This is a genomic window from Streptomyces sp. NPDC102360 (genome assembly GCF_044766085.1).
Taxonomy (GTDB): domain Bacteria; phylum Actinomycetota; class Actinomycetes; order Streptomycetales; family Streptomycetaceae; genus Streptomyces.
In genome coordinates, this window is record NZ_JBIWLG010000002.1 from 370,348 (window position 1) to 392,982 (window position 22,635).

At 71.0% G+C, this 22,635-nt stretch carries 18 protein-coding genes; 1 reads left to right on the top strand and 17 read right to left on the bottom strand.

All coding sequences use genetic code 11. From position 1 onward, the window contains the following. Position 1: 1 nt before the first annotated feature. Complete coding sequence (locus ACIRHA_RS11180; protein WP_403842995.1) at positions 2-1,375, top strand: OFA family MFS transporter; 1,374 nt, start codon at positions 2-4, stop codon at positions 1,373-1,375. Positions 1,376-1,448: 73 nt separating this feature from the next. Here the strand turns inward: ACIRHA_RS11180 and ACIRHA_RS11185 are convergent, their stop codons facing one another. The 17 genes from ACIRHA_RS11185 to ACIRHA_RS11265 form a co-directional block, all read right to left on the bottom strand. Continuing rightward, entirely contained in the window at positions 1,449-2,630 is a 1,182-nt protein-coding gene (locus ACIRHA_RS11185) for a sugar phosphate isomerase/epimerase family protein (RefSeq protein ID WP_403842997.1), read from the bottom strand. Further along, complete coding sequence (locus ACIRHA_RS11190; RefSeq protein WP_403843000.1) at positions 2,627-4,090, bottom strand: nucleotide pyrophosphatase/phosphodiesterase family protein; 1,464 nt, start codon at positions 4,088-4,090, stop codon at positions 2,627-2,629. Before ACIRHA_RS11190 ends, ACIRHA_RS11185 begins: the two co-directional genes overlap by 4 nt. A gap of 176 nt (positions 4,091-4,266) precedes the next feature. Continuing rightward, entirely contained in the window at positions 4,267-5,448 is a 1,182-nt protein-coding gene (gene eboE / locus ACIRHA_RS11195; RefSeq protein ID WP_403843003.1) for a metabolite traffic protein EboE, read from the bottom strand. A gap of 3 nt (positions 5,449-5,451) precedes the next feature. Further along, a complete protein-coding gene (locus ACIRHA_RS11200; RefSeq protein WP_403843006.1) occupies positions 5,452-6,303 on the bottom strand; it encodes a TatD family hydrolase in 852 nt (283 codons plus the stop codon). After that, positions 6,303-6,995 (bottom strand): EboA domain-containing protein, encoded by a 693-nt coding sequence (locus ACIRHA_RS11205; protein ID WP_403843009.1) that lies wholly within the window; start codon positions 6,993-6,995, stop codon positions 6,303-6,305. Before ACIRHA_RS11205 ends, ACIRHA_RS11200 begins: the two co-directional genes overlap by 1 nt. Continuing rightward, positions 6,992-7,879: a sugar phosphate isomerase/epimerase family protein gene (locus tag ACIRHA_RS11210; protein ID WP_403843011.1), complete on the bottom strand. Its 888-nt coding sequence runs from the start codon at positions 7,877-7,879 to the stop codon at positions 6,992-6,994. The genes ACIRHA_RS11205 and ACIRHA_RS11210 overlap by 4 nt, the downstream gene beginning before the upstream one ends. Further along, positions 7,876-8,949 (bottom strand): SCO3242 family prenyltransferase, encoded by a 1,074-nt coding sequence (locus ACIRHA_RS11215; RefSeq protein WP_403844436.1) that lies wholly within the window; start codon positions 8,947-8,949, stop codon positions 7,876-7,878. Before ACIRHA_RS11215 ends, ACIRHA_RS11210 begins: the two co-directional genes overlap by 4 nt. Continuing rightward, positions 8,877-10,019 carry an inositol-3-phosphate synthase gene (locus ACIRHA_RS11220; RefSeq protein ID WP_403843014.1) on the bottom strand — a complete coding sequence of 381 codons (1,143 nt, stop codon included), beginning with the start codon at positions 10,017-10,019 and terminating at the stop codon, positions 8,877-8,879. Before ACIRHA_RS11220 ends, ACIRHA_RS11215 begins: the two co-directional genes overlap by 73 nt. A gap of 178 nt (positions 10,020-10,197) precedes the next feature. After that, positions 10,198-11,592: a ThuA domain-containing protein gene (locus tag ACIRHA_RS11225; RefSeq protein ID WP_403843017.1), complete on the bottom strand. Its 1,395-nt coding sequence runs from the start codon at positions 11,590-11,592 to the stop codon at positions 10,198-10,200. 15 nt (positions 11,593-11,607) lie between these two features. Next, a complete protein-coding gene (locus ACIRHA_RS11230) occupies positions 11,608-14,055 on the bottom strand; it encodes a PQQ-dependent sugar dehydrogenase (RefSeq protein WP_403843019.1) in 2,448 nt (815 codons plus the stop codon). 255 nt (positions 14,056-14,310) lie between these two features. After that, positions 14,311-15,309: a sugar phosphate isomerase/epimerase family protein gene (locus tag ACIRHA_RS11235; protein ID WP_403843022.1), complete on the bottom strand. Its 999-nt coding sequence runs from the start codon at positions 15,307-15,309 to the stop codon at positions 14,311-14,313. A 27-nt stretch (positions 15,310-15,336) separates the two neighbouring features. Continuing rightward, positions 15,337-16,542 carry a Gfo/Idh/MocA family protein gene (locus tag ACIRHA_RS11240; RefSeq protein WP_403843025.1) on the bottom strand — a complete coding sequence of 402 codons (1,206 nt, stop codon included), beginning with the start codon at positions 16,540-16,542 and terminating at the stop codon, positions 15,337-15,339. A 54-nt stretch (positions 16,543-16,596) separates the two neighbouring features. Further along, positions 16,597-17,646, bottom strand: coding sequence for a substrate-binding domain-containing protein (locus tag ACIRHA_RS11245; RefSeq protein ID WP_403843028.1), 1,050 nt, complete (start codon positions 17,644-17,646; stop codon positions 16,597-16,599). A gap of 20 nt (positions 17,647-17,666) precedes the next feature. Further along, positions 17,667-18,599, bottom strand: coding sequence for an ABC transporter permease (locus tag ACIRHA_RS11250; RefSeq protein WP_403844438.1), 933 nt, complete (start codon positions 18,597-18,599; stop codon positions 17,667-17,669). A gap of 199 nt (positions 18,600-18,798) precedes the next feature. Next, entirely contained in the window at positions 18,799-20,283 is a 1,485-nt protein-coding gene (locus tag ACIRHA_RS11255; protein WP_403844441.1) for a sugar ABC transporter ATP-binding protein, read from the bottom strand. Between the two features lie 176 nt (positions 20,284-20,459). Next, a complete protein-coding gene (locus tag ACIRHA_RS11260) occupies positions 20,460-21,641 on the bottom strand; it encodes an ROK family protein (RefSeq protein ID WP_403843031.1) in 1,182 nt (393 codons plus the stop codon). A gap of 228 nt (positions 21,642-21,869) precedes the next feature. After that, complete coding sequence (locus tag ACIRHA_RS11265; RefSeq protein WP_403843033.1) at positions 21,870-22,547, bottom strand: GntR family transcriptional regulator; 678 nt, start codon at positions 22,545-22,547, stop codon at positions 21,870-21,872. Between the last annotated feature and the right edge of the window lie 88 nt (positions 22,548-22,635).

Here is a 22,635-nt window from a genome sequence, read left to right on the forward strand (position 1 = left end):
TATGACGGCGGAACCTGTCTCCGCTAGTAACACGGCACCGGCTACGGGGAGCCGGTACCGAGAAATAACCGACGAGCACGGCCGGATCTATCGCGTGGGCGAGACCGACCGGGACATCCTCGGCCACTCCCGCAAGTTCATGGTGTATCTGCCGTGGGCCGCGATGATGGCCATCAGTGTCTTCGAGTACGCCTACGGCTCCGCCGAGGACACACTGTCCTCCGCACACGGCTGGACGCAGTCCAACACCTTCTGGATCCTGAGCATTTGGGTGTTCTTCCAGGCAGGCGTGGCGTTCCCGGCCGGCTGGCTGCGGGAGAAGGGCATCATGCCGGCCCGGCGCGCCATGTACGTGGGCGCCTTCATGTGCCTGTTCGGCTTCCTGGCCCTTTCACACCTGCACAACGTGTGGCTGGCCATCCTCGGATTCGGCGTGATCGGCGGGCTCGGCTCCGGTTTCGTGTACGCGACCTGCATCAACATGGTCGGCAAGTGGTACCCCGAACGCAAAGGCGGCAGGACAGGTTTCGTCAACGGAGGCTTCGCCTACGGGTCGCTTCCGTTCATCTTCATCTTCAACTACGCCTTCGACACGTCGAACTACCACCGGGTGCTCGACATGATCGGCGCCTATGTGCTGGTCGTCGTGCTGGTGTGCGCGTTCTTCTTCCGGGACCCGCCGAAGAACTGGTGGCCCTCGGACGTCGACCCACTCGTCAAGTCGGGCAAGAGCGGGGCGGCTCTCGCCAAGAACCCGCCCGCGGTACGCCAGTTCACCCCCATGGAGGCCATCAAGACGGGCCAGCTGCCGCTGATGTGGCTCAGCCTGGTCCTGACGGCCGGTGTGTCGATCTTCGGCATCTCCTTCCAGGTCGACTTCGCCAAGGAGGTCGGCTTCGGTCCACTGGTCGCCGCCTCGTCGATGGGTGTCATGGCGGTCATCAACGGTGTCGGCCGTGCCGTGGTCGGCTGGATGTCGGACATCTGGGGCCGCAAGGCGAGCCTGATCCTCGTGATCGTCGTCCTCGGTCTCGCCCAGTTCGGCATCATCTGGGCGGGAGACATGCACAGCGAGTGGCTGTTCCTTGTCTTCGCCTTCCTCTCCGGCTTCGGTGGCGGCGCGTTCTACCCGATGTTCGCGGCGCTGACCCCGGACTACTTCGGTGAGAACTACAACGCCACCAACTACGGCCTGGTGTACAGCGGCAAGCTCATCAGCGGCCTGTTCGGCGGCGGACTCGGCTCGATGGTGGTCGGCGCCTGGGGCTACAACGGGGCGTACGCCCTGGCCGGCGGGATCTCCATGCTGTCGGCGCTCGTGGCACTGCTGCTGCGGCAACCGGGGCGGAACGAGAAGGCGGTGTCATTGACATGATCACGTAAAGCGTGTCCGTAACAGTTGAGTGGGGCCCGGCCGCGGCGGCCGGGCCCCACTCATGTGGTGTGCGCTATTTCCTGAGTGCGGCCAGGTTGTCGTAGCCGATCCGGGCGTGGGTCAGGGACTGGGCGGGGACGGTGGAGCTGGGCGCGTTGTCCTGCTCGACCATGGGGTTGCGGTAGTTGCGGGCGCCGACCCGCTTGAAGAACGTCCGGTAGTCGATGACACCTTCGCCGAAGGGCACCATGTCGTAGCCCATGCCGTTGGTGTCGTTGCGGGTGCCGTCCTTCGCGTGGAAGAGCGGGTAGCGCGCGTTGTGGGCGACGACGAGGGCGGCCGGGTCGAAGACCTTCTCCCGCGTGGAGCCGTCGTGCGCGGTGTAGGTGTGGAACTTGTACTGGGCCACGTGCGCCCAGAAGATGTCCATCTCCAGCCACACCGACTTCGGGTCGCTGATCCGCAGGAAGTACTCGAGCTTGCGGATGCCGGAGCTGCGGGTGGGCCTTCCCTGATCGTCGAGCGGCCCGCCGTCGATGAGGAATCCGTACGCCGCGTCGTGGTTGTGCGTGTAGAGCTTGAGGCCCGCGCGGTCCGCGATCCGCCCCAGCGCGTTCCACTTGTCGGCGGCGATGTCCCAGTCCGCCTTGTACGAGCTGCCGGTGGGGTCACCGCCGGTGCCCATGTGGTCCATCCCGAGGATGTTCGCGATCTCCAGGTGCTTCTTGAACTGGTCGGTGTCGGCCTGCGTGAGCGGCCAGGACGACGGGATGAAGCCGTGGTTGCCCTGGGCGCGCAGGCCGTACTCGTCGAGCCACGAGCGCAGCAGCTTCGCGCCCGCGACGGACTCCAGGTTCGCTCCCCCGGGCGCGTTGGCGTGCTGGCCGTAGCCGGCGAACTCGACCTGCTTGTACCCGTAGCGGGCCAGCTCCTTGAACACCTCGCGGAAGCCGGAGGGCAGGTCGCTGCTCAGCGGGTCGCGGCCGATGGCGTCGCGCACGGTGTAGAGGATGATGCCTCGCTTGTCCGCGGGGACGAGCCTGGTGCCGAGGCCGCCACCGGAACCGGTGGCGGTGCCGGTGGCCGGCTGGGCGAGTGCGGGTGCCGCGCCGAGGACGGGTGCGGCGATGGCGGCGCCGGCGACCGCGGTGCAGGTGCTGAGGAAGCGGCGGCGGTTGATGCCGAGGCGGGATCTGAGGGCGTCGTCGGGGCCTGCTGCCGTGTCGGCGTCGACGGTGCGGTGGAGTTCGGTCACGGTGTTTTCCTTCGGTCGGGTGAATCCGGGCTCGTGGCCCGGTCGTTGTCAGTGGGGTGTGCTTCACTCTCTGTAACTGCTCCTCCTGCTGCCAGTTGGAGGAGCAGGGCTTTCACTTCGGTGGCCGCGACGCGGCCTGAGAACGCGTGGGGGGTGGAGCACAGGATGAGCGGACCTTCTTCGTCGCTCGCCGGGAGCCGGCCGTGGCTGCCGCGAATAGGTGAGGCGTCGAGCGGGACGACGGCCATGCGGTAGCGCATGCCGAGCTTCTTGCGGGCGAGGGCGGTGGCCGCCTTGACCTTCACATAGGGGTCGAGGGGGTCCATGAAGAGTTCGACCGGGTCGTAGCCGGGTTTGCGGTGGATCTCGACGAGCTGCGCGAAGTCGGGCGCGTGGGCGTCGTCGAGCCAGTAGTAGTACGTGAACCAGGCGTCGGCCTCGGCGATGGCGACGAGTTCACCGGAGCGCGGGTGGTCGAGCTCGTGCGCCTTCTTGCCCTCGTCGTCGAGGAGTTGCTCGATGCCGGGTACGTCGGCGAGCGCGTCGCGGGTGGCATCGAGGTCTTCGGCCCTGCGTACGTAGATGTGCGCGATCTGGTGGTCCGCGACGGCGAAGGCGCGGGACGCCATCGGGTCGAGGTACTCCATGCCGTCCTGCGTGTGCACCTCGAGCAGTCCCGCGCGGCGCAGCGCCCGGTTGATGTGGACGGGGCGGTCGGCGCGGGTGATGCCGTACTCGGACAGGGCGACGACGGTGCGGCCTTCGGCGCGGGCGTCGTCAAGGAGCGGGGCGAGGGCGGCGTCGAGGTCGGCGGCCGCCCGGTGGGAGCGCGGGTCGTCGGGGCCGTAGCGCTGCAGGTCGTAATCGAGATGCGGGAGGTAGCTCAGGATCAGATCGGGGTGGCGGGTGTCCAGGACATGGCGGGTGGCGTCGATGATCCACCGGCTGGAGTCGAGGTCGGCGCCGGGGCCCCAGAAGTGGAACAGGGGGAACGTGCCGAGTTTCTCGGTGAGTTCGTCGTGCAGGGCCGGGGGCCGGGTGTAGCAGTCGGGTTCCTTGCGGCCGTCGGCGTAGTAGACGGGACGGGGTGTGACGGTGATGTCGGTGTCGGCGCCCATGGCGTACCACCAGCAGATATTGGCGACCGTGTAGCCGGGGTGGACGCGGCGGGCGGCGTCCCACACCTTGTCACCGGCGACGAGACCGTTGTGCTGCCGCCACAGCAGCACGTCGCCGAGCGCGCGGAAGTACCACCCGTTACCGACGATCCCGTGCTCGGCGGGCATCGTGCCGGTCAGGAAGGTGGACTGGGCGGCACAGGTGACGGCGGGCAGCACGGTGCCGAGCGGGGCCCGAGCCCCGTCCTGGCCGAGTTCTTTGAGACGCGGCATGTGTTCGAGCAGACGGGGGGTGAGGCCGACGACGTCGAGGACGAGAAGGGGAGTTGCGCGCGTACGCATTTCCAGCCCCTCCGTGAGGCCGGCGGGCGGCCGGCCGATTTCCAGCCCCTCCGGAAGGCCAGTGGGCGACTGGCCGGGCATTTCCAGCCCCTCCGGCGTTTGAGGAGCGGGGTCCGGGGCGGAGCCCCGTGGCGTGGGGGCGGCTCCGCCCCAGGCATCCGACGAACCACCGGAGGTCATGGCAGCTCCTTGAGGCCGAGATCGGTCAACAGATCACGGGCCAGGGCTAGTTCGGCGGCAATGCCATCGGCGAGCTGCGCGCGCCCACGCGGCCGCAGGGCCGACGGCAGCGCCTGCCAGGTGTACGTCTCCACCTCCAGGTGCCGGGTGAGCGGACGGACCCCACCGACAAGACGGGCCAACGTGTCCTTGAGGACATCGAGCGTGGAGGTGAGAGGCGCGGCGGGAGCCGCATGCAGCGGGACGTGGAAGTGGGCACGCCAGGGCACACCCTGCGGCAGACCGCCACGCCCGCCGCCCGCCAGGGCCTCGCCGAGGTCGTCGACGCCATGCAGGGCGCCGTCGGCGACGGCGCGGGTCTGGTGCAGGAAGCGGGGCTCGTCGAACGCGGCGAGCGCGGCCCGGACTTCGGGCAGATGGGGGTGTTCGGCATGGAGGGCGGCGGAGAGCTGCGCCTTCACGACGGGGATACGCGCGGCGCCCAGAGCGTCGAGCGCGGTATCGGGTTGTTCGAAGGAGGTGGCGAGGTGGCAGGTGTCCAGACACAGGCCGATGCGGTCGGTGCGGGCGACGTCGGTGAGGGGGCCGATGGCATCACCGGTGGTCTCGACGGTGCAGCCGGGTTCGGGTTCCAGACCGATGCGGATCGAGCGACTGGTCAACTCCTCGATCGTGTCGAGACGTTCGGCGAGGGTGCGCAGGGCGGCGCGGCCCTGTTCGGCGCGGAGCGGGTCGTGGGCCGTGCGCCAGGCGAGCGGCAGGGTGGAGACGGTGCCCTCGGTGGCGTCGGCGGGCAGCAGGGCACCGAGCAGCCGGGCCAGGTCGACGGTGTGGGTGAGGCGCTCCTCGTCGGCCCAGTCCGGTTTGTAGACGCGGTACTTGACCTCCGCGGCGCCGAAGCCCTCGTAGGGGAAGCCGTTGAGGGTGACGACCTCGAGGCCGCGCCGGTCGAGTTCGGCGCGCAGTCCGCGCAGCGCGGTGGGGTCGGTGACCAGGGCGCGGGCGGCGTCCTTCGCGAGCCACAGGCCGATACCGAGGCGGTCCCTGCCGAGGCGTCTGCGCACGGGTTCGCAGTGGTCGCGCAGTTGGGCGAGGACGCCGTCGAGGGTCTCGGCGGGGTGCACGTTGGTGCAGTACGCGAGGTGGACGGTGGAACCGTCGGGGTGCCGGAAGCGCATGGGTCACTCACCGCCGCGCAGGACCGAGTTGCCTTCGTGGGTGGCGGGTTCCGTCGCCGGGACGTCGAGCCGCAGGCGGTCGCTGAGGCCGTAGAAGGCGACCGGGTTGCGCCACAGCACGCGGTCGACGTCGTCGTCGGTGAAGCCCGAGGCGAGCATGGCGTCGGCGACCTTGCGGGTCTTGAGCGGGTCGCTGTTGCCCCAGTCGGCCGCGGAGTTGACGAGGACGTTCTCCGGGCCGTGGACGCGCAGGATCTCCACCATCCGCTCCTCGTCCATCTTGGTGTCCGGGTAGACGGAGAAGCCGAGCCAGGCGCCGGAGTCCTTGGCCTCCTTGACGGTGGTCTCGTTGAGGTGGTCGATCAGGACGCGCTCGACGGGCAGCGCGGACTCGCGGACGACGTCGAGGGTGCGGCGAAGGCCGGCGAGCTTGTCGCGGTGCGGCGTGTGCACGAGGGCGGGCAGGGCGTGGTCGGCGGCCAGTTGCAGCTGGGCGGCGAGCGCGGTGTCCTCGGCGGCGGTCATGGAGTCGTAGCCGATCTCGCCGACGGCGACGACGTTGTCCTTCACGAGGTAGCGGGGCAGCGCGTCCAGGACGGGGGTGCAGCGCGGGTCGTTCGCCTCCTTGGGGTTGAGGGCGATCGTGCAGTGGTGCGCGATCCCGTACTGGGCGGCGCGGAAGGGCTCCCAGCCCAGGAGGGAGTCGAAGTAGTCGTGGAACGAGGCGGGCGATGTGCGGGGCTGGCCGAGCCAGAAGGCCGGCTCCACCAGGGCGCGCACTCCGGCGGCGTGCATCGCCTTGTAGTCGTCGGTGGTGCGCGAGGTCATGTGGATGTGGGGGTCGAAGAGGCGCATCAGGACTCCTTGCCGTGGGGATCGACCCGGCCGTTCGTCAGGGGCTCGGGCGCGGTGCGGGCCAGGACGCGGTGCAGGTCGTCGGGGACGGGGCGCCCCGCGGCGGTGCGTTCGGCGGCGAAGTCGCCCAGCATGCGGGCGAGTTCGCCGTCGCCGCGGGCACGGTCGGCCAGCAGCGCCACGGCGTCCACCGGCACCCCGGTGAACAGACACTTGAGGACGGCGTGCCGCCACGCGTGGGCGGGCAGGTGCGCGGCGGCGTACGGCCCGACGGCGGCGGCCACGAGGCGGGTGTCGTTGGCGCGCAGGGCGTCCTCGACCAGAGGGAGGGCGTCCGGGCCTGCCACCAGGTGGGGCAGGGCGAGCAGGACGGCGCGGCGTTCGGCTGCGGTGCCCTGGGTGTACAGCGCGGTGAGGGTGGCGGTGTCGGCGCGGGCGGCGTGCAGCAGCAGGAGCCGGGCGGCGTCCGCGTGCTCTTCGCCGGTGCGGCGGCCGGCTTCGGCGAAGCGCAACTCCCATGCGGGGAGGCGGTGTTCGGGTGCTCCAGCGGCTGGGCGCGTGGCCGCGTCGGCGAGCGCGGCGTGCAGCCAGGCGCGGGCGGTGTCGTCCAGCGCGGAGTCGAGGCGTTCGCGGACGGTGCCGAGAGCCGGAAGGGTGCCGGTGTCGGTGTCGGTGCCGGTGTCGTGCGTCATGAGGTGCCTCCCCGCGGTGCCGGCCGGGTCACGGAGCGCAGGAAGTCGAGCGACTGGGCGGCCAGTTGGGGGCCCGCGTGGGAGTGGCGGGGCAGTTCGACGACGGTCAGGCCGCGGTAGCCGGTGGCGGCGAGGGCGTCGAGCACGGGCGGGAAGTCGATCTCCCCTTCGCCGAACGGCAGATGTTCGTGGACGCCCCGGCGCATGTCCTCGACCTGCACATGCCGCAGCCAGGGCGCCGCCGCGCGGACGCAGTCGGCGGCAGACAGCGGCTCCAGGCACTGGCAGTGCCCGATGTCGAGGGTCAGGCCGAGCCCTTCGGGGCTGCCCAGTTCGCGGCGCAGCCGGTGGAAGTCGGCGAGCGTGGCGAGGAGATGACCGGGTTCGGGCTCGATGGCGAGAGGCACACCGGCGGAGTCGGCGGCTTCCAGTACGGGGGTGAGCGCTGCGGCGAGGCGCTTCCACGCACGGTCCGGGTCGGTGCCGTCGGGGGTGACGCCGCTGAAGCAGTGCACCGCGTGGGCGCCCAGGTCGGCGGCGACCTGGACGGCGCGGACGAGCAGTCGAATACGCAAGGCCCGGGCGTCGGGGTCCGGGTCGAGGAGGGAGGGGCCGTGTTTGCGGCGTGGGTCGAGAACGTAACGGCCACCGGTCTCCACGGTGACCGCGAGCCGGTGCCGGTCCAGGGCGCGGGCCACCTCGCGGGTGCGGGCCGCCAGGTCCGGGGCGAGCGGGTCGAGGTGCATGTGGTCGAGGGTGAGCCCGACGCCGTCGTAACCGAGGTCGGCGAGCAGGCCGAGGGCGTCGTCGAGGCGCAGGTCGGTGAGGCCGTTGGTGCCGTAACCCCAGCGGGGCGCGGCTCGTTCGGGGGCGGGTGCGGTCATGTGACGCTCACCTTCTTCGCGAAGCGGCGGGCGAGCGGGGCGAGGGCGAGAGTGGCCAACGCGGTCACCGGGGCGCCGGAACGGGCGGCCAGCGCGGACTGGAGGGGCACGAGCGCACGGATGCCGGCGCCGACGGCGCGTTGGGTGAGCGGGGGTGAGGGGTTGAGTGCGGCGTGGAAGAGGGGGCGCAGGGCGGTGGTCGCGTACGCCGTGACGGGGACGGTGAGGGTGCCCCGGCCGTCGCCCCGTGCCCGGCGGGGGTCTCTCGCCTGCGGGGCCAGGAGCGCGGCGGCGATCGCGGCGCCCGTGGCCAGGGCCGTCAAGGGGCCGGCGACGGAGCCTCCCTGGGTTTCGCTGCGGGAGACGGCGGTGACCGCGGTCGTATGGACGGCCAGGGCGGCAGCCGCGGTGAGAACCGACCCCAAGTCCCCACGCGCCCCGGCTCCCACCGGGTGCACCCCCGCCGGGCGCGACGCCGCCGCGCCCATCAGCAGGTCAAGCCCGCGGGCCGCGCCCATCGCGGCCGGGCCCGCCGCGGTGTGCTTGAGGCGCAAGTCGTACGCCCAGACCGTCGCCGCGAGCGCCGTGGCCAGCGTGCCCGTCGTGCGGCCGGCCCGGGAGGCCAGGGCGACGCCCGTGCCGGTCAGCGCGCCCGCCGCCAGCAGGGCGTGGGCGGGTTGGACGCGGCCGGAGGGCAGCGGGCGGTGCGGGCGGTCGCGGGCGTCCTCGTCCCGGTCGGCCCAGTCGTTGAGCGCCATGCCCGCCGCGTACAGGCTGACGGAGGCGCCGACGGCCAGGATCGTGCCGCGGGTCGGGCGGGCCCCCGCAGCGGCCGCCCCGGCCAAGGCGTCGCCGGGGACGGTCAACAGGGCGGGAAGGCGGAGGAGTTCGGCCCAGGCCCGGCTCCGCGACGCCGGCCCGTCCTCCCCCGCCCCTTCCTCGCCCGGCCCGCGCCGCTGCCCCTGCCCCCGCGACGCAGTCCCCGCCCCCGCCCCGCTCACGCCGCGCCGTCCCGGAGGCGGTCCGCGAAGGAGAGCAGGGACTCGTACTGGCGGTCCAGGTCGGAGGATGCCCCGGGGTCGGGGTCCTTGAAGTAGAAGCCCAACTCCGGGCGGGGGCCGGTCAGTCCGGACTGCGCCGCGCGCAGCAACAGACGGGCCAGGTCGAGGACGAGGGGTGCGGCGAGGGCCGAGTCGCAGCCCTGCCACGTGGTCTGCAGGGTCATCCGCGCGCCGAGGAAACCGTCGAAGGCGATGTGGTCCCAGGCCGTCTTCCAGTCGCCGAGCGCCGGGACGTCGTCGATGTGGACCTCGCCCTGCGGGACGGCGCCGAGGGTGTCGGCGAGGACGCGTTCCTTGCCGGCGTTCTTCGCGGCGGCCGCGGCCGGATCGGCGAGGGCCGCGCCGTCCCCGCCGCCGAGAAGGTTGGTACCGGACCAGGCGCGCACGTCGAGCGCGCGCCTGCGGAACATCGGGCCGAGCACGGACCGCAGCAGCGTCTGCCCGGTCTTGCCGTCGCGACCCGCGTAGGGGACGCCCACGGTGTGGGCCGCGTGCTGAAGAGAGGGGTGGTGGAGTCCCGTGGAGGGGGTGAAGTTGATGTATGGGCAACCGGCGCGCAGGGCCGCCGCGGCGTACAGGGAGCTGGCCGGGAGGTCGTCACCGCGTGGTGGCGCCTCGGTGGAGGCGACGTTCACGACGACGGCCCCGGCCAGGGCGTGGCGTCGTACGAAGGACTGGATGTCGGCGGTGAAAGCGGCGATCAGCTCGTGCTGGGGGCGGCCGTCGCCGGGAAGCGGACCGCCGGGCGCGATCTCCCCGTCGGCGGCGGCGAGTTCGGCGCCCACCGCTCCCGGAAGTCCGTGCGGCAGCACTCCCCCCGCGGCGAGCTGTTCGGCGCGTTTGGGCAGCGGACAGTCGACGGTGTCGTGGCCCCCGAAGACGAGGGACGTCAGGAGCGGCAGGCCCGCCGTGGTGAACGGCTCGGTCTCCGTGACCATCCCGGAGGGCGAATGCAGCCCGGCCCCGATGGCGGCGCACCCCGCGATCGCCGTGGTGGCGACGGAGCCACGGGCCCCGACCAGCCACACCCCGAACCGCGGGTTGGGTGAGGACGAAGGGCAGGACGGTCCGGCGGACATGGGCAGCCTCCTAGTCGAGCGTGAAGCCAGTCGTGAAGCCATGCGTAAAGCCATATGCGAAGCCATGCGTGGAGACATGCGTGCGCATCTGCATCCACGCGCACCTGCTGGGTGCCCAGCCGTTCACGGCCGGGCAAGACGGCGGGCGGGGGTCCGGCGTCCCTCGCCCGCCGCCGTCCTAGTCGCCCGTTCCGGGCAGTGCGTCCGCTCCGGGCAGCGCGCCCGTGTCGGACGCGGGGCCGAGTTCCTTCAGGCGGATCTTGCGGAAGGACACCTGGTCGGAGTCGCCGTGGTTCTGCAGACCGATGTAGCCGTCGGTGAGGCTCCGCTCGGGGTCCTTGTTGGTGAAGTCGTTGATCTTGACTCCGTTGAGGAACAGCTCAAGGTGCTCGCCCCGCACCTTGACCTCGTACGAGTTCCACTCCCCCGGCGGCTTCAGGGCCTTGTCGCGGGCCGCGAGGTCGGCCGACTGGAAGGAGTAGACCGCGCCCGTGGTGCGGTCGGGTGCGTCGGTGGCGTCGATCTGGATCTCGTAGCCCTTGTCGACGGCCGACCAGGGGTCGTCGGAGGCCGGGAAGCCCACGAAGACACCCGAGTTGTCGTCCCCGTCGGCGCTCGCCATCTTCCAGTCGAGCTTCAGGGAGTACGAGTGCAGCTCCTTGGCCCGGTACCAGAGCAGGCCCATGCCGCCTTGGGAGTTGAGGGTTCCCTTCGACGGGTCCACGGTGAAGCCGCCGGGCCCCGCCTGCTTCCAGCCGTCGAGCGTCTCGCCGTTGAAGATGTCCCGGTAGCCGGTGTTCGGGCGGCAGTTGGCCGCGACCTGACCGGTGACGTACTTCAGGCCGCCGCGCAGATGGCCGCGGAACGCGGGGTCGGCGTAGGACTCCTTGGTGTGTCCGCCGCCGGTGTAGAAGGCGCGGCCGCCGCCGTAGTTCTGGCACCAGGCGATCGGATGGTCGCCGTTCATGGTGCCGCCGGTGTACGTCGTCTCGTCGAGCGAGGCGAGGACGTGTACCTGGTCGCGCGGGTTGGAGCGGTAGTTGTACCACTCGTCGGTGCGCTGCCAGGCGTCCGGCAGCTCGCGGGTCGCCGGATGCTTGTGGTCCTCGACGCGGACCGTGGCCGGCTGGATCGCCGGGTGCCCTTGGAACCAGGCGCCGACGAGGCCGCCGTAGTAGTTCCAGTCGTACTCGGTGTCGGCGGCGGCGTGCACGCCGAGGTAGCCGCCGCCCTTGGAGACGTAGCCCTCGAACGCCTTCTGCTGGGCTTCGTCGAGCACGTCGCCGGTGGTGGAGAGGAAGACGACGGCCTTGTACCGGGCGAGGTTGCCCGGGGTGAAGGCGGTCGCGTCCTCGGTGGTGTCGACGGTGAGCTTGTCGGCGGCGCCGAGTTCCTTCAGGGCCGCGATGCCCTCGGGGATGGAGTCGTGCCGGAACCCGGCGGTCTTGGAGAACACCAGGACCCGGTCCCGGGCCCCGGCGCCCTCGGGCGCCGAGGTGGCCGGGACCGTGAGCCCACCGACGAGCAGGGCGGCGGCGGCCGTCGCGAGGCCGATGCGTACAGAGGTGCGCATGCTGTCCTGTTCCTCTCAGCTCGTGGTGAAGGTGAAGTCGTCGACCTCGAAGAGGTTCTTGCCGCCCGAGCCCTTGAAGACCAGGTAGAGCGTGGTGCTCTTGGTGGGCTGCTTGCTGATGGACGTGGTGACGTCCGTGTACGTCTCCCAGGAGCCGGTCGGTGCGACCTTGGCGCTGCCGACGAGCCGGCCGGTGGCCGAGCCGGTGCGGATCTCCAGGGTGCCGCCGCTGCCGGCGGAGGCGACGCGCGCCTTCAGGGACTTGGCGTTCCCGATCGCGTACGGCTTGAAGGAGATCCAGTCGCCGTTCTCGATGGTGCCGACGGCCTTGCCGCCGTTGGCCGCGTCGTGGCTGACGACCGACACACCCTTGGAGTCGCCGTAGTGCTCGGCCTGGCGGTGCTTCTGCTGGGTGACGTGCTGGTCGTGCGTGGTCAGGGCCGGCTGGCCGCCTGCGCCCTTGTCGGTGTACTCGGCGTCGAAGACACCGAAGACGTTGGCGTTCGGGTCGTGCTCGCTGTCGGCGCTGGTCTGGATGGTGCCGGAGCAGCCGGTGGCCGAGGTGATCGGGTGGCCGTGGCTGTCATGGCCGAGGATGTGGGTGACCTTGACCTTGGAGCAGTCGATGGCCCCGTCCTCCGGGTCGGTGACCGTCACCTTGAAGGGGACCTTGTCGCCGAAGGTGAACAGCTGGCCGTCCGCGGGCAGTTGCAGGGTCACCTTGGGCGCGGTGTTGCCGACGGTGAGGTGCACATCGGCGCTGCCGGTGCGGCCCGTGGAGTCCTTTGCGGTCACGGTCGCGGAGTAGGTGCCGTTCTTCTTGTAGGTGTGGCTGGGCGCGGCGCCGGTGCCTGTGCTGCCGTCGCCGAAGTTCCAGGAGTACGTGAGGGCGTCGCCGTCGGCGTCCGAGGCCGTGGAGGTGAACTTCACCTTCATCGGCGCCTGGCCGGACGTCTTGTCGGCCTTGGCGTCGATGGTCGGCGAGTGTCCTTCGGTGGCGTTCTCGATGCGGTACAGGGCGGAGTTCTCGTCGCCGCCGAACCAGGAGAGGCCGTAGTCAAGGACGTACAGCGCGCCGTCGGGGCCGAAGGCCATGTCCATCACCTGGGTGCCGGTCCAGGGGAACGGGTTGATCGAGCTGACCTTGCCGTCGGCGTCCTGCTCGATCCGCTTGATCCACTGCCGGCCGAACTCGCCGGCGAAGAAGTCGCCGTCGTACGCCTCGGGGAACTTCACCGGGGAGGTGTTGGCGGAGTCGTACCGGTAGACGGGTCCCGCCATCGGGGACTCGGAGCCGGAGCCGAACTCCGGGAGGGAGCCGCCGTCGTAGGGGATCCACGCGGCCTGCGCGGGCGGCAGGTCGGTGAGGCCGGTGTTGTGCGGAGAGGTGTTCTTCGGCGCCGCGCAGTCGAACTTCGCGCCGGAGGCCTGCGTCCCGAAGTCGTAGTCCACGTAGGCGTCGTTGTTCCCGGTGCAGTACGGCCAGCCGAAATTGCCGGCCTTCGTCACGCGGGCGAACTCGACCTGTCCTGCCGGTCCGCGGGTGTCCGACGCGGTACCCGCGTCGGGCCCGTAGTCGCCGACGTAGACGGTGCCGGTGGGCTTGTCGACGCTCATCCGGAACGGATTGCGGAAGCCCATCGCGTAGATCTCGGGGCGCGTCTTGTCGGTGCCGGGCGCGAAGAGGTTGCCGTCAGGGACGGTGTACGAGCCGTCGGCCGCGACCTTGACGCGCAGGATCTTGCCGCGCAGGTCGTTGGTGTTGCCGGCCGAACGCTGGGCGTCGTAGGCCGGGTTGCGGGTGGAGCGCTCGTCGATGGGCGTGTAGCCGTCGGAGGCGAACGGGTTGGAGTCGTCGCCGGTCGACAGGTACAGGTTGCCGTCCTTGTCGAAGTCGATGTCGCCGCCGACGTGGCAGCAGATGCCGCGCGAGGTCTGGACGTCGAGGACCTTCTTCTCGGAGTCCTTGTTCAGCGTGCCGTCGGTGTTGAGCGTGAAGCGGGAGAGCCGGTTGTACCCGTCGAAGGGGGCGAAGTCGGCGGCCGTGCCGTCGTTGGGGGCGTCGCCCGCCGGGGTGTTCAGCGGGGGCGCGTAGTAGAGGTAGATCGCCCGGTTCTCGCTGAAGTTCGGGTCGATGCCGACGCCTTGGAGGCCCTCTTCGTCGTGGCTGTAGACGTCGAGTTTGCCGGCGACCTTGGTGGTGCCGTTCTCGTCGGTCAGGCGCAGTACGCCGTCGCGCGAGGTGTGCAGGACCTTGCGGTCCGGCAGGACGGCCAGCGACATCGGCTCGCCGACCTCCTCCGCGCCCTTGGCGAGGGTGACCTGCTGGAAGTCCTCGGCCGCGGCCGTACCGGCAACGGGCGCGGGGGCGGCGGCCGCCGAGAAGGTGAGCGAGGCCGCGGCGAGCAGGGTGCCGGTGAGCAGGGCGAGTGCGTTGCGGGTTCTCAGGCGTTTCCTGTGCACGGGTTCCTCCGGACAGAGGGGCGGGTCGTGCGTGACGCCGGGGCGCGCCGTCGCCCCGGGGGGATCTGTGCCGTGAGTGCCTTGTGTGTGCCGTGCGTACGTTCGGGGGAGGACGCTAGCCGCGTTTGTCCCGTCCGAACAGACCTTGTACAGCAGCGAGTTGAACTTTTTCCTACTTCAGGACAAAGCCGTTTTCGGGCATGGCCGGCCGGCCGCGCGACCATCGGACCCGGTCGCGCGGCCGAGGCCCCGGCGTCAGCTGTTGAACGCCGCGTCGAAGGACGCCGTGGGCGGTTCGTAGTCGAACGCCTTCAGGCGGGTCAGCGCCTCGGGGGCGCCCTGGAGGCGGTCCATGCCCGCGTCCTCCCACTCCACGGAGATCGGCCCGGAGTAGTCGATGGAGCGGAGCATGCGGAACACGTCCTCCCAGGGGACGTCGCCGTGCCCGGCGGACACGAAGTCCCAGCCACGGCGGGGGTCTCCCCACGGGAGGTGGGAGCCGAGCCGTCCGTTGCGGCCGTCGAGACGCTTGCGGGCCTCCTTGCAGTCGACGTGCAGGATGCGGTCGCGGAAGTCGTAGAGGAAGCCGACCGGGTCGAGGTCCTGCCACACGAAGTGGGAGGGGTCGAAGTTCAGGCCGAAGGCCCGGCGGTGATCGACCGCCTCGAGCGCCTTGTGCGTGGTCCAGTAGTCGTACGCGATCTCGCTCGGGTGGACCTCGTGGGCGAAGCGGACTCCTTCGGCGTCGAACACGTCGAGGATGGGGTTCCAGCGCTCGGCGAAGTCCTCGTAGCCGCGCTCGATCATCGACTCGGGAACGGGCGGGAACATGGCGACGAGGTGCCAGATGGCCGATCCGGTGAAGCCGATGACGGTGTCGACGCCGAAGGCGGCGGCCGCGCGGGCGGTGTCCTTGATCTCGGCGGCGGCCCGCTGGCGGACCCCCTCGGCCTCGCCGTGCCCCCAGATGCGGGAGGGCAGGATCGCCTCGTGGCGTTCGTCGATGATGGCGTCGCAGACGGCCTGCCCGACGAGGTGGTTGGAGATGGCCCAGCACTTGAGGCCGTACTTGTCGAGGAGGGCGTGCCGCCCCTTGACATAGCCGGGGTCGTCGAGGGCCTTGTCGACCTCGAAGTGGTCGCCCCAGCAGGCGAGTTCGAGTCCGTCGTACCCGGCGTCGCGGGCTATGCGGCACACGTCTTCGAGCGGCAGATCGGCCCACTGACCGGTGAAGAGGGTGAACGGGCGGGGCATGGGTGGCTCCTCTCGGGTCGCAGGCTCTCAGGCCGGTACAGGGGTGTAGACGGAGTTCTTGGCCGCGCTCTCCTCGACCGCCGCGAGGACGCGCTGCACCTGGAGTCCGTCGGCGAACGACGGCCGGGGCTGCGCTCCTTCGGCGATGGCGGTGACGAGGTCGCGGGCCTGGTGGGTGAACGTGTGCTCGTAGCCGAGGCCGTGACCGGGCGGCCACCAGGCTTCCAGGTAGGGGTGACCCGGCTCGGTGGCGAGGATCCGGCGGAAGCCGGCGTACTCGGCGGGTTCGGTGTGGTCGTGGAAGGACAGCTCGTTGAGGCGCTCCAGGTCGAAGGCCAACGTGCCGTGGGAGCCGTTGAGTTCGATGGTGAGCGCGTTCTTGCGGCCGGTCGCGAACCGGGTGGCCTCGAAGGAGGCGAGGGCGCCGGAGGCAAACCGTCCGGTGAACAGGGCCGCGTCGTCGACCGTGACGGGCCCGGTGCCTGCGTCGCCGCCGCCGGCCGCCGAGAGGCCGGAGGACGCCCCGTCCAGGAGCGGTCGTTCGCGCACGAAGGTCTCGGTGAGCGCGGAGACACCGGTCACGGGTTCGCCCGCGAGGTACTGGGCGAGGTCCACGGCGTGCGCGCCGAGGTCACCGAGGGCGCCGGATCCCGCGTGCGGCTTCTGCAGCCGCCAGGTGAGCGGGAAGGCGGGGTCGACGAGCCAGTCCTGGAGGTAGTGGGCGCGGACGTGGCGCAGGGTACCGATGCGCCCGTCGGCGACCATGCGGCGGGCGAGCGCGACGGCCGGGACGCGCCGGTAGTTGAAGCCGACCATCGCCAACTGGCCGTTGATGGCCGCCCGTTCGGCGGCGGCCGCCATCACCCCCGCCTCCTCCACCGAGTTGGCGAGGGGCTTCTCGCACAGTACGTGCTTGCCGGCCTCCAGGGCGGCGACGGCGATCTCGGCATGGCTGTCGCCGGGGGTGCAGATGTCGACCAGGTCGACATCGTCCCGGGCGATCAGCGCCCGCCAGTCGGTCTCGGCCGCGGCCCACCCGAGCCGGTCGGCCGCGGCACGCACCCCCGAGGCCTCGCGGCCGCAGATCGCGGCGAGTGCGGGCGTCAGCGGCAGGTCGAAGACATGGCCCACCGTGCGCCAGCCCTGCGAGTGGGCGGCGCCCATAAACGCGTACCCGACCATGCCGACACCCAGGGCGGGCCTCGACCCGTCGTGTCCGTTGCTGCCTGCCATACAGAAGTCCTCCTCGTCCGCGCGCTGTTGGGGGATACGCCGTACGGGCAGGGCTCACTTGAAGCCGGTGGGCATGTACTGGTCGACGTTCTTCTTGTCGACGACGGCCGAGTACAGGGTCACGTGGGCGGGGATCTCGAACTCGGCCATGCCGCTGATGCCCTTGCCCTGGCCGAGCGCGCGGGCCAGGTCGATCGCGGAGGCGGCCATGGTCGGCGGGTACAGGACGGTGGCCTTCAGCACGCCGCGGTCCTGCTTGATCTCCTCGAACGCGGAGAGCGCGCCCGCGCCGCCGACCATCAGGAAGTCGTCACGCCCGGCCTGCTTGATGGCGCGCAGGGCGCCGACACCCTGGTCGTCGTCGTGGTTCCACAGAGCGTCGAAGTTCTTCTGCGCCTGCAGGAGTTGGGCCATCTTCGCCTGTCCTGACTCGACCGTGAACTCGGCGGCCTGCCGGGCCACCTTCTTGATGTTGGGGTAGTTCTTCAGAGCGGCGTCGAAGCCCTCGGTGCGCTGCTTGGTGAGTTCGAGGTTGTCGAGCCCTGCGAGCTCGACCACCTTCGCGTTCTTCTTGTCCTTGAGCTGCTCGCCGATGTAGTGCCCGGCGCTCAGACCCATGCCGTAGTTGTCGCCGCCGATCCAGCAGCGGTACGCCTGCGGGCTGTTGAAGATGCGGTCCAGGTTCACGACGGGGATGCCGGCGCGCATCGCCTTCAGGCCCACCTGGGTCAGCGCCTTGCCGTCGGCCGGCAGCACGACGAGGACGTCGACCTTCTTGTTGATGAGGGTCTCGACCTGGCCGATCTGCGCGGCCGTGTCGTTGGAGCCCTCGGTGGACTCCAGGGTGACGTCCGCGTACTTCTTCGCGCGTTCCTTGGCGTTGTCGTTGATGGCGTTGAGCCAGCCGTGGTCGGCCTGCGGCCCCGCGAAGCCGATGGTGACCTGCTTGCCCTTCTTGTCGTCGGCGACCGGCTGGTCGGCGGGCTTCTTGTCGTCGCCCTTGTCGCTGGGCTCGTTGCTGGTGCAGGCGGTGAGCAGTCCGCCCGCGGTGACGGCCGCGGCCGCGCCGAAGATCAGTCCTCGGCGGCTCGTTGTCTCTGGCATGGCGTGTCCCTTTCCGCGTTTCAATGGGATGTGCTGGCCGTGCGCCGCTGCACCAGGACCGCCACGACGATGATGGCGCCCTTGGCGATCTGCTGGACGTCGCTCTGCAGGTTGTTCAGCGCGAAGATGTTCTGGATCGTGGTGAAGATCAGGACGCCGAGGACGGAGCCGACGATGGTGCCGCGCCCGCCCGTGAGCAGGGTGCCGCCGATGATGGCGGCGGCGATGGCGTCGAGTTCGTAGAGGTTGCCGTTGGTGTTCTGGCCGGAGCCGGAGAGCACGATCAGCATGAAGGCCGCGATGCCGCAGCACAGGCCGGAGAGCAGGTAGAGATAGAGGCGCTGGCGGCGCACGTCGATGCCGGCGAGGCGGGCCGCCTCCGCGTTGCCGCCGACGGCGACGGTGCGGCGGCCGAAGGTGGTGCGGTTGAGGACCAGCCAGCCGATCACGGTGACCGCGACGAACACCAGCACCAGGGGCGGGATCCCGAGGACGTACGAGTCGCGCTCGCCGAGCTTCAACACCCCTGGCACGGTGACCATTTGGGTCTTGCCGTCGGTGATCTGCAGGGCGAGTCCGCGGCCCGAGGCGAGCATAGCGAGCGTGGCGATGAACGGGACCATGCCGCCGTACGCGATCAGCACCCCGTTGACGAGGCCGCAGCCGACGCCGACGAGGATCGCCGTGAACAGGACGCCGGCGAAGCCGTACTCCTGGGTGGCCACGGTGGTGGCCCAGACACCGGCGAGGGCGACGATCGCGCCGACGGAGAGGTCGATGCCGCCGGAGATGATCACGAAGGTCATGCCGACGGTGACGACGCCGATGACGGAGCCCTGGGTGAGGACGAGTTGGAGGTTGTCCGTGTCCAGGAAGGAGTCCGGCTGCGTGATGCCGCCGATCACGACCAGGGCGGCGAGGACACCGAGGAGCGAGAGCGTACGGATGTCCATCCGGACGACGCGGGGACGGCTCTTGGCCGGAGCGGTCTCGGGGGCCGCCGGGCTGGCGGCGGGGGCGGGGTGCGTCATGACGCCAGGTCCCTTCGGGGGCGGGTGGTGCGGTCTGTGCGGGGTGTCCTCGTGGTGCTCGTCGTGCTCGTGGTGCTCGTCGTGCTCGTCGTCTCCCTGGCCGTCCGGGCCGCGGCGCATGTCATCGCGCGCCCTCCAGGACCAGGTCGAGGACCGCGTGTTCGTCCAGGTCCGTCGCCGGGGACTCGTGGACCACCCGGCCCTCCCTGAGGACCAGGACCCGGTCGGCGAGGCCGAGCACCTCGGGGACCTCGCTGGATACGAGGAGGACGGCGAGGCCCTCGTCGGCGAGGCGGCGGATCACGGCATACAGCTCGGCGCGGGCCCCGACGTCGACGCCGCGGGTCGGCTCGTCGAGCAGCAGCACCCGGCAGCCGCGCAGCAGCCAGCGCGCGAGCACGGCCTTCTGCTGGTTGCCGCCGGAGAGCGTGCGCACCGGCACGGAGGGGTCGTCGGGGCTCAGGGAGAGTTCACGAGTGGCGCCGCGCGCGGCCTCGCGTTCCCGGCCACGATCCAGCCAACCCCCGTACGAGAAGCGGGACATGGAGGAGACGGAGACGTTCCGGGTGACCGATTCGAGCATCAGCAGGGCCTGCGCCTTGCGCTCCTCGGGGGCGAGCCCGAGCCCCGCGCGGACGGCGACGCGGACGCTACCGGTGCGCAACGGGCGGCCACCGATGTGGATCTGACCGGCCGTCGGTTTGCGGGCTCCGTAGATCGTCTCCAGGATCTCGGAGCGCCCGGAGCCCACGAGCCCGGCGAGCCCGACGATCTCGCCGGGGCGGATGTCCAGGTCGAACGGCGCGAACTCCCCGCTGCGAGTGAGCCCTTGGACCTTCAGGACGGGATCCGTGCGCGGCCCGGTATTGGGCCGGTCCGGGAAGACGTACTCGACGTTGCGGCCCGTCATCAGGGAGATGATGTCGCGGGTCGCGGTCCGCTCGGCGGGCAGTCCGACGGCCACCGCGCGGCCGTCCTTGAGGACGGTGACACGGTCGCCGATGCGGCGGATCTCCTCCAGGCGGTGGGAGATGTAGACGACGGCGACGCCCTCGGCGGTCAGGTCCCCGACGATCCGGAAGAGGTTGTCGACCTCGTCGGGGTCGAGCGCCGCGGACGGCTCGTCCATGACCATGAGCCGTACGTCGTGGGAGAGCGCGCGGGCCATCGAGACGATCTGCTGGTGGGCGGCGGACAGCTCGCCGACGAGGCGCTCGGGGTCGATCTCCGGGTGGCCGAGCCGCCGCAGCAGCGCGGCCGTTTCGGTTCGGGCCGCGCGTCCGCGCACGACGAACCCGCCGGAGGTCGGCTCGTGCCCGAGGAACACGTTCTCGGCCACGGACAGGGCCTCTACCAGGTCGAGTTCCTGGTAGATGGTGGCGATACCGAGGCGCATCGCGGCGATCGGCGAGCGCAGCGCGACCTGTTCGCCGCGCCAGGTGATGACGCCGCCGTCGGGCTGGTGCGCCCCGGCCAGGACCTTGATCAGGGTCGACTTTCCGGCCCCGTTCTGACCGAGCAGACAGTGCACCTCCCCGGCCTGGACCTCCAGGTCGACGCCGTCCAGGGCGCGCACGCCGGGGAACGACTTGGTGATGCCGGACATGGTGAGCAGCGGTGGTGCGGAGGCCGTATCGGGTCCCATGACGCTTCCCCTCGGGGCGGGTGCGGACCGGTTTCAGGGCAAAACAGGCAGGGCAGAGCTGAGCGCCGTACAGGGTGTGCGTGAAACAGGGTGTGCGTGAAACAGGGTGTGCGTGGAGCAGCGTGGAGCGGCTGGGCTTACGCGGGTGAGAACAGGTGATCGCTGATCAGTCGGGCGCCGCCGGTCACTCCGGCGATGGGCCCCAACTCCCCTAGAACAATGGGGAGATTGCCGGTCGCCAGGGGGAGCGACTGGCGGTAGACCTGGGTACGCAGGGCGGCCAGCAAGGTGTGACCGAGCCCGGTGACACCGCCGCCGATGACGACGAGCCCCGGGTTGAAGAAGCTGACGAGGGACGCGATGACCTGCCCGGTGCGGTTGCCGCCCTCACGGATCAGGTCGAGACAGGTGGTGTCGCCGGCCGCGGCGGCCGCCGCGACGTCGGCGGCGGTGAGCCGGCCCGCGCTCTCCAGGCGTGCGGCGAGTTCGGCGGAGCGTCCGTCGCGGGCGGCGGCCTCCGCGTCACGCGCGAGCGCCGCGCCGCTGAAGTGTGCTTCCAGGCAGCCCTTGTTGCCGCAGGCGCACTGCCGGCCGTCCCGCTCGACGCGGATGTGCCCGATGTCGCCGGCCGACCCGGTGGTGCCTCGGTGGACCTCGCCGCCGACGACGATGCCGCAGCCGATGCCGGTGCCGATCTTGACGCAGAGGAAGTCGCGCGCCTGCCGGGCGACGCCCGCGTGCTGCTCCCCCATCGCCATCAGGTTCACGTCGTTGTCGACCATGACGGGGCAGCCCAGTTCCTGGCTGAGCGCCTCACGGACCGGGAAGCCGTCCCAGCCGGGCATGATCGGCGGCGCGACCGGCACACCTTCGGGGAACCGCACGGGCCCCGGTACCCCGATGCCCGCGCCGTCGAACCCCTCGGCGAGCCCGGAGGCCCGCAACTTGGCGGCCATGGCGAGGACTTGCTCGAAGACCGCGACGGGACCCTCGCGTACGTCCATGGGCTGGGCGATGTGGCCGAGGATCTCCAGCTCGGCGTTGGTGACGGCGACGTCGACCGAGGTCGCGCCGATGTCCACGCCGAGGAAGCGGAGCGTGGGGGCGAGCCGGACGTTGTGGGAGCGGCGGCCGCCGCGCGAGGCGGCGAGTCCGTCGGCGACCACGAGTCCGGTGTCCAGGAGGCGGTCCACCTCGACGGCGAGCCGCGACCGGGAGAGTTCCACCTGATCGCCCAGCTGGGCACGGGAGTTGGGGCCTGCGTCGCGCAGCAGCCGCAGCAGGCGCGCCTGGTGCGCGTTGGCGGGTCGAGCCGTCATGCGTCTCACGTGCCCCTCCCCGCCGCTTCGGGCCTCAATGGGTGGTGGTGCCGTGTGCTCGCGTTCGTCTTTCGATGGGGAACGTAGCAGCGCCCACCCGGCGCGGGAAGAAGTTGCGCGGGAATTGCCCCCTACTTTCTCCGGCCACAGGACAAAGCCTACCGCCGGAGCGGGGAACGGCCCTCCCGTCGGGCCCTGTCGGACCTGGCCAGGCCCTGTCGGGCCTCGTCAGGCCTCGTCGCGGTGGTGGTACGTCTCGCGGGTGTGCTCGGTGTGCGTCCGCATCACCGCCGTGGCCTTCGCCTCGTCGCGCGCCGAGATCGCCGCGATCAGCTGACGGTGCTCGATCCAGGACTGCTCGCCGCGCTGCCGGGCGACGGGCTGGTAGTACCAGCGCACCCGGCGGTCGACCTGGCCCGCGAGTTCGCCGAGTACCACGTTGCCCGCGAGTTCCATGACCTTGGCGTGGAACTCCGCGTTGGTGGCGACGACGAGATCGACGTCCCCGTCGGCGACGGCCCGCTCACCCTTGGCGCAGAGCGCCTCCAGCTCGTCGATACCGGTCTTGCCCGCGTTGGCCGCCGCGAGCCGGGCGGCCTCGGCCTCCAACAGCGTACGGACGCTGAGGAGTTGGTCGGCCTCGTCCTCCGTCGGCTCGTGCACGAACGCGCCCTGCGCCGGGCGCAGGTCCACCCAGCCCTCGGTGTTCAGCCGCTGCAACGCCTCGCGCACCGGCTGGCGGGAGACACCGAGGTGGCCCGCGAGCTCGCTCTCGACCAGGTGCTGGCCGGGCTGCAGGGCCCGCGTCGTGATCAGTTCGAGCAGCGCCTCGTAGACCCGCTCGCGCAGCGGTCCGGGGCGCTCCAGCTTGGGCACCGCCCCCTGCGGCAGTCCTGTGGACAACATCGCGGTCCCCCTCCTGTGCTTCGAGCATCCGGCAGGCCGGCTCCGGCGTTTACCGGATTGGCTTTGGAATACAGTTTACCGAGCGCAA

Excerpts from the sequence above, each read along its gene's own strand:
- ACIRHA_RS11205 (WP_403843009.1), bottom strand. The coding sequence starts at position 6,995 with ATGACGCACGACACCGGCACCGACACCGACACCGGCACCCTTCCGGCT.
- ACIRHA_RS11255 (WP_403844441.1), bottom strand. The coding sequence starts at position 20,283 with ATGTCCGGCATCACCAAGTCGTTCCCCGGCGTGCGCGCCCTGGACGGC.
- ACIRHA_RS11260 (WP_403843031.1), bottom strand. The coding sequence starts at position 21,641 with ATGACGGCTCGACCCGCCAACGCGCACCAGGCGCGCCTGCTGCGGCTG.
- ACIRHA_RS11245 (WP_403843028.1), bottom strand. The coding sequence starts at position 17,646 with ATGCCAGAGACAACGAGCCGCCGAGGACTGATCTTCGGCGCGGCCGCG.
- ACIRHA_RS11265 (WP_403843033.1), bottom strand. The coding sequence starts at position 22,547 with ATGTTGTCCACAGGACTGCCGCAGGGGGCGGTGCCCAAGCTGGAGCGC.
- eboE (WP_403843003.1), bottom strand. The coding sequence starts at position 5,448 with ATGCGCTTCCGGCACCCCGACGGTTCCACCGTCCACCTCGCGTACTGC.
- ACIRHA_RS11220 (WP_403843014.1), bottom strand. The coding sequence starts at position 10,019 with ATGTCCGCCGGACCGTCCTGCCCTTCGTCCTCACCCAACCCGCGGTTC.
- ACIRHA_RS11190 (WP_403843000.1), bottom strand. The coding sequence starts at position 4,090 with ATGCGTACGCGCGCAACTCCCCTTCTCGTCCTCGACGTCGTCGGCCTC.
- ACIRHA_RS11225 (WP_403843017.1), bottom strand. The coding sequence starts at position 11,592 with ATGCGCACCTCTGTACGCATCGGCCTCGCGACGGCCGCCGCCGCCCTG.
- ACIRHA_RS11200 (WP_403843006.1), bottom strand. The coding sequence starts at position 6,303 with ATGCGCCTCTTCGACCCCCACATCCACATGACCTCGCGCACCACCGAC.
- ACIRHA_RS11210 (WP_403843011.1), bottom strand. The coding sequence starts at position 7,879 with ATGACCGCACCCGCCCCCGAACGAGCCGCGCCCCGCTGGGGTTACGGC.
- ACIRHA_RS11250 (WP_403844438.1), bottom strand. The coding sequence starts at position 18,599 with ATGGACATCCGTACGCTCTCGCTCCTCGGTGTCCTCGCCGCCCTGGTC.
- ACIRHA_RS11180 (WP_403842995.1), top strand. The coding sequence starts at position 2 with ATGACGGCGGAACCTGTCTCCGCTAGTAACACGGCACCGGCTACGGGG.
- ACIRHA_RS11240 (WP_403843025.1), bottom strand. The coding sequence starts at position 16,542 with ATGGCAGGCAGCAACGGACACGACGGGTCGAGGCCCGCCCTGGGTGTC.
- ACIRHA_RS11235 (WP_403843022.1), bottom strand. The coding sequence starts at position 15,309 with ATGCCCCGCCCGTTCACCCTCTTCACCGGTCAGTGGGCCGATCTGCCG.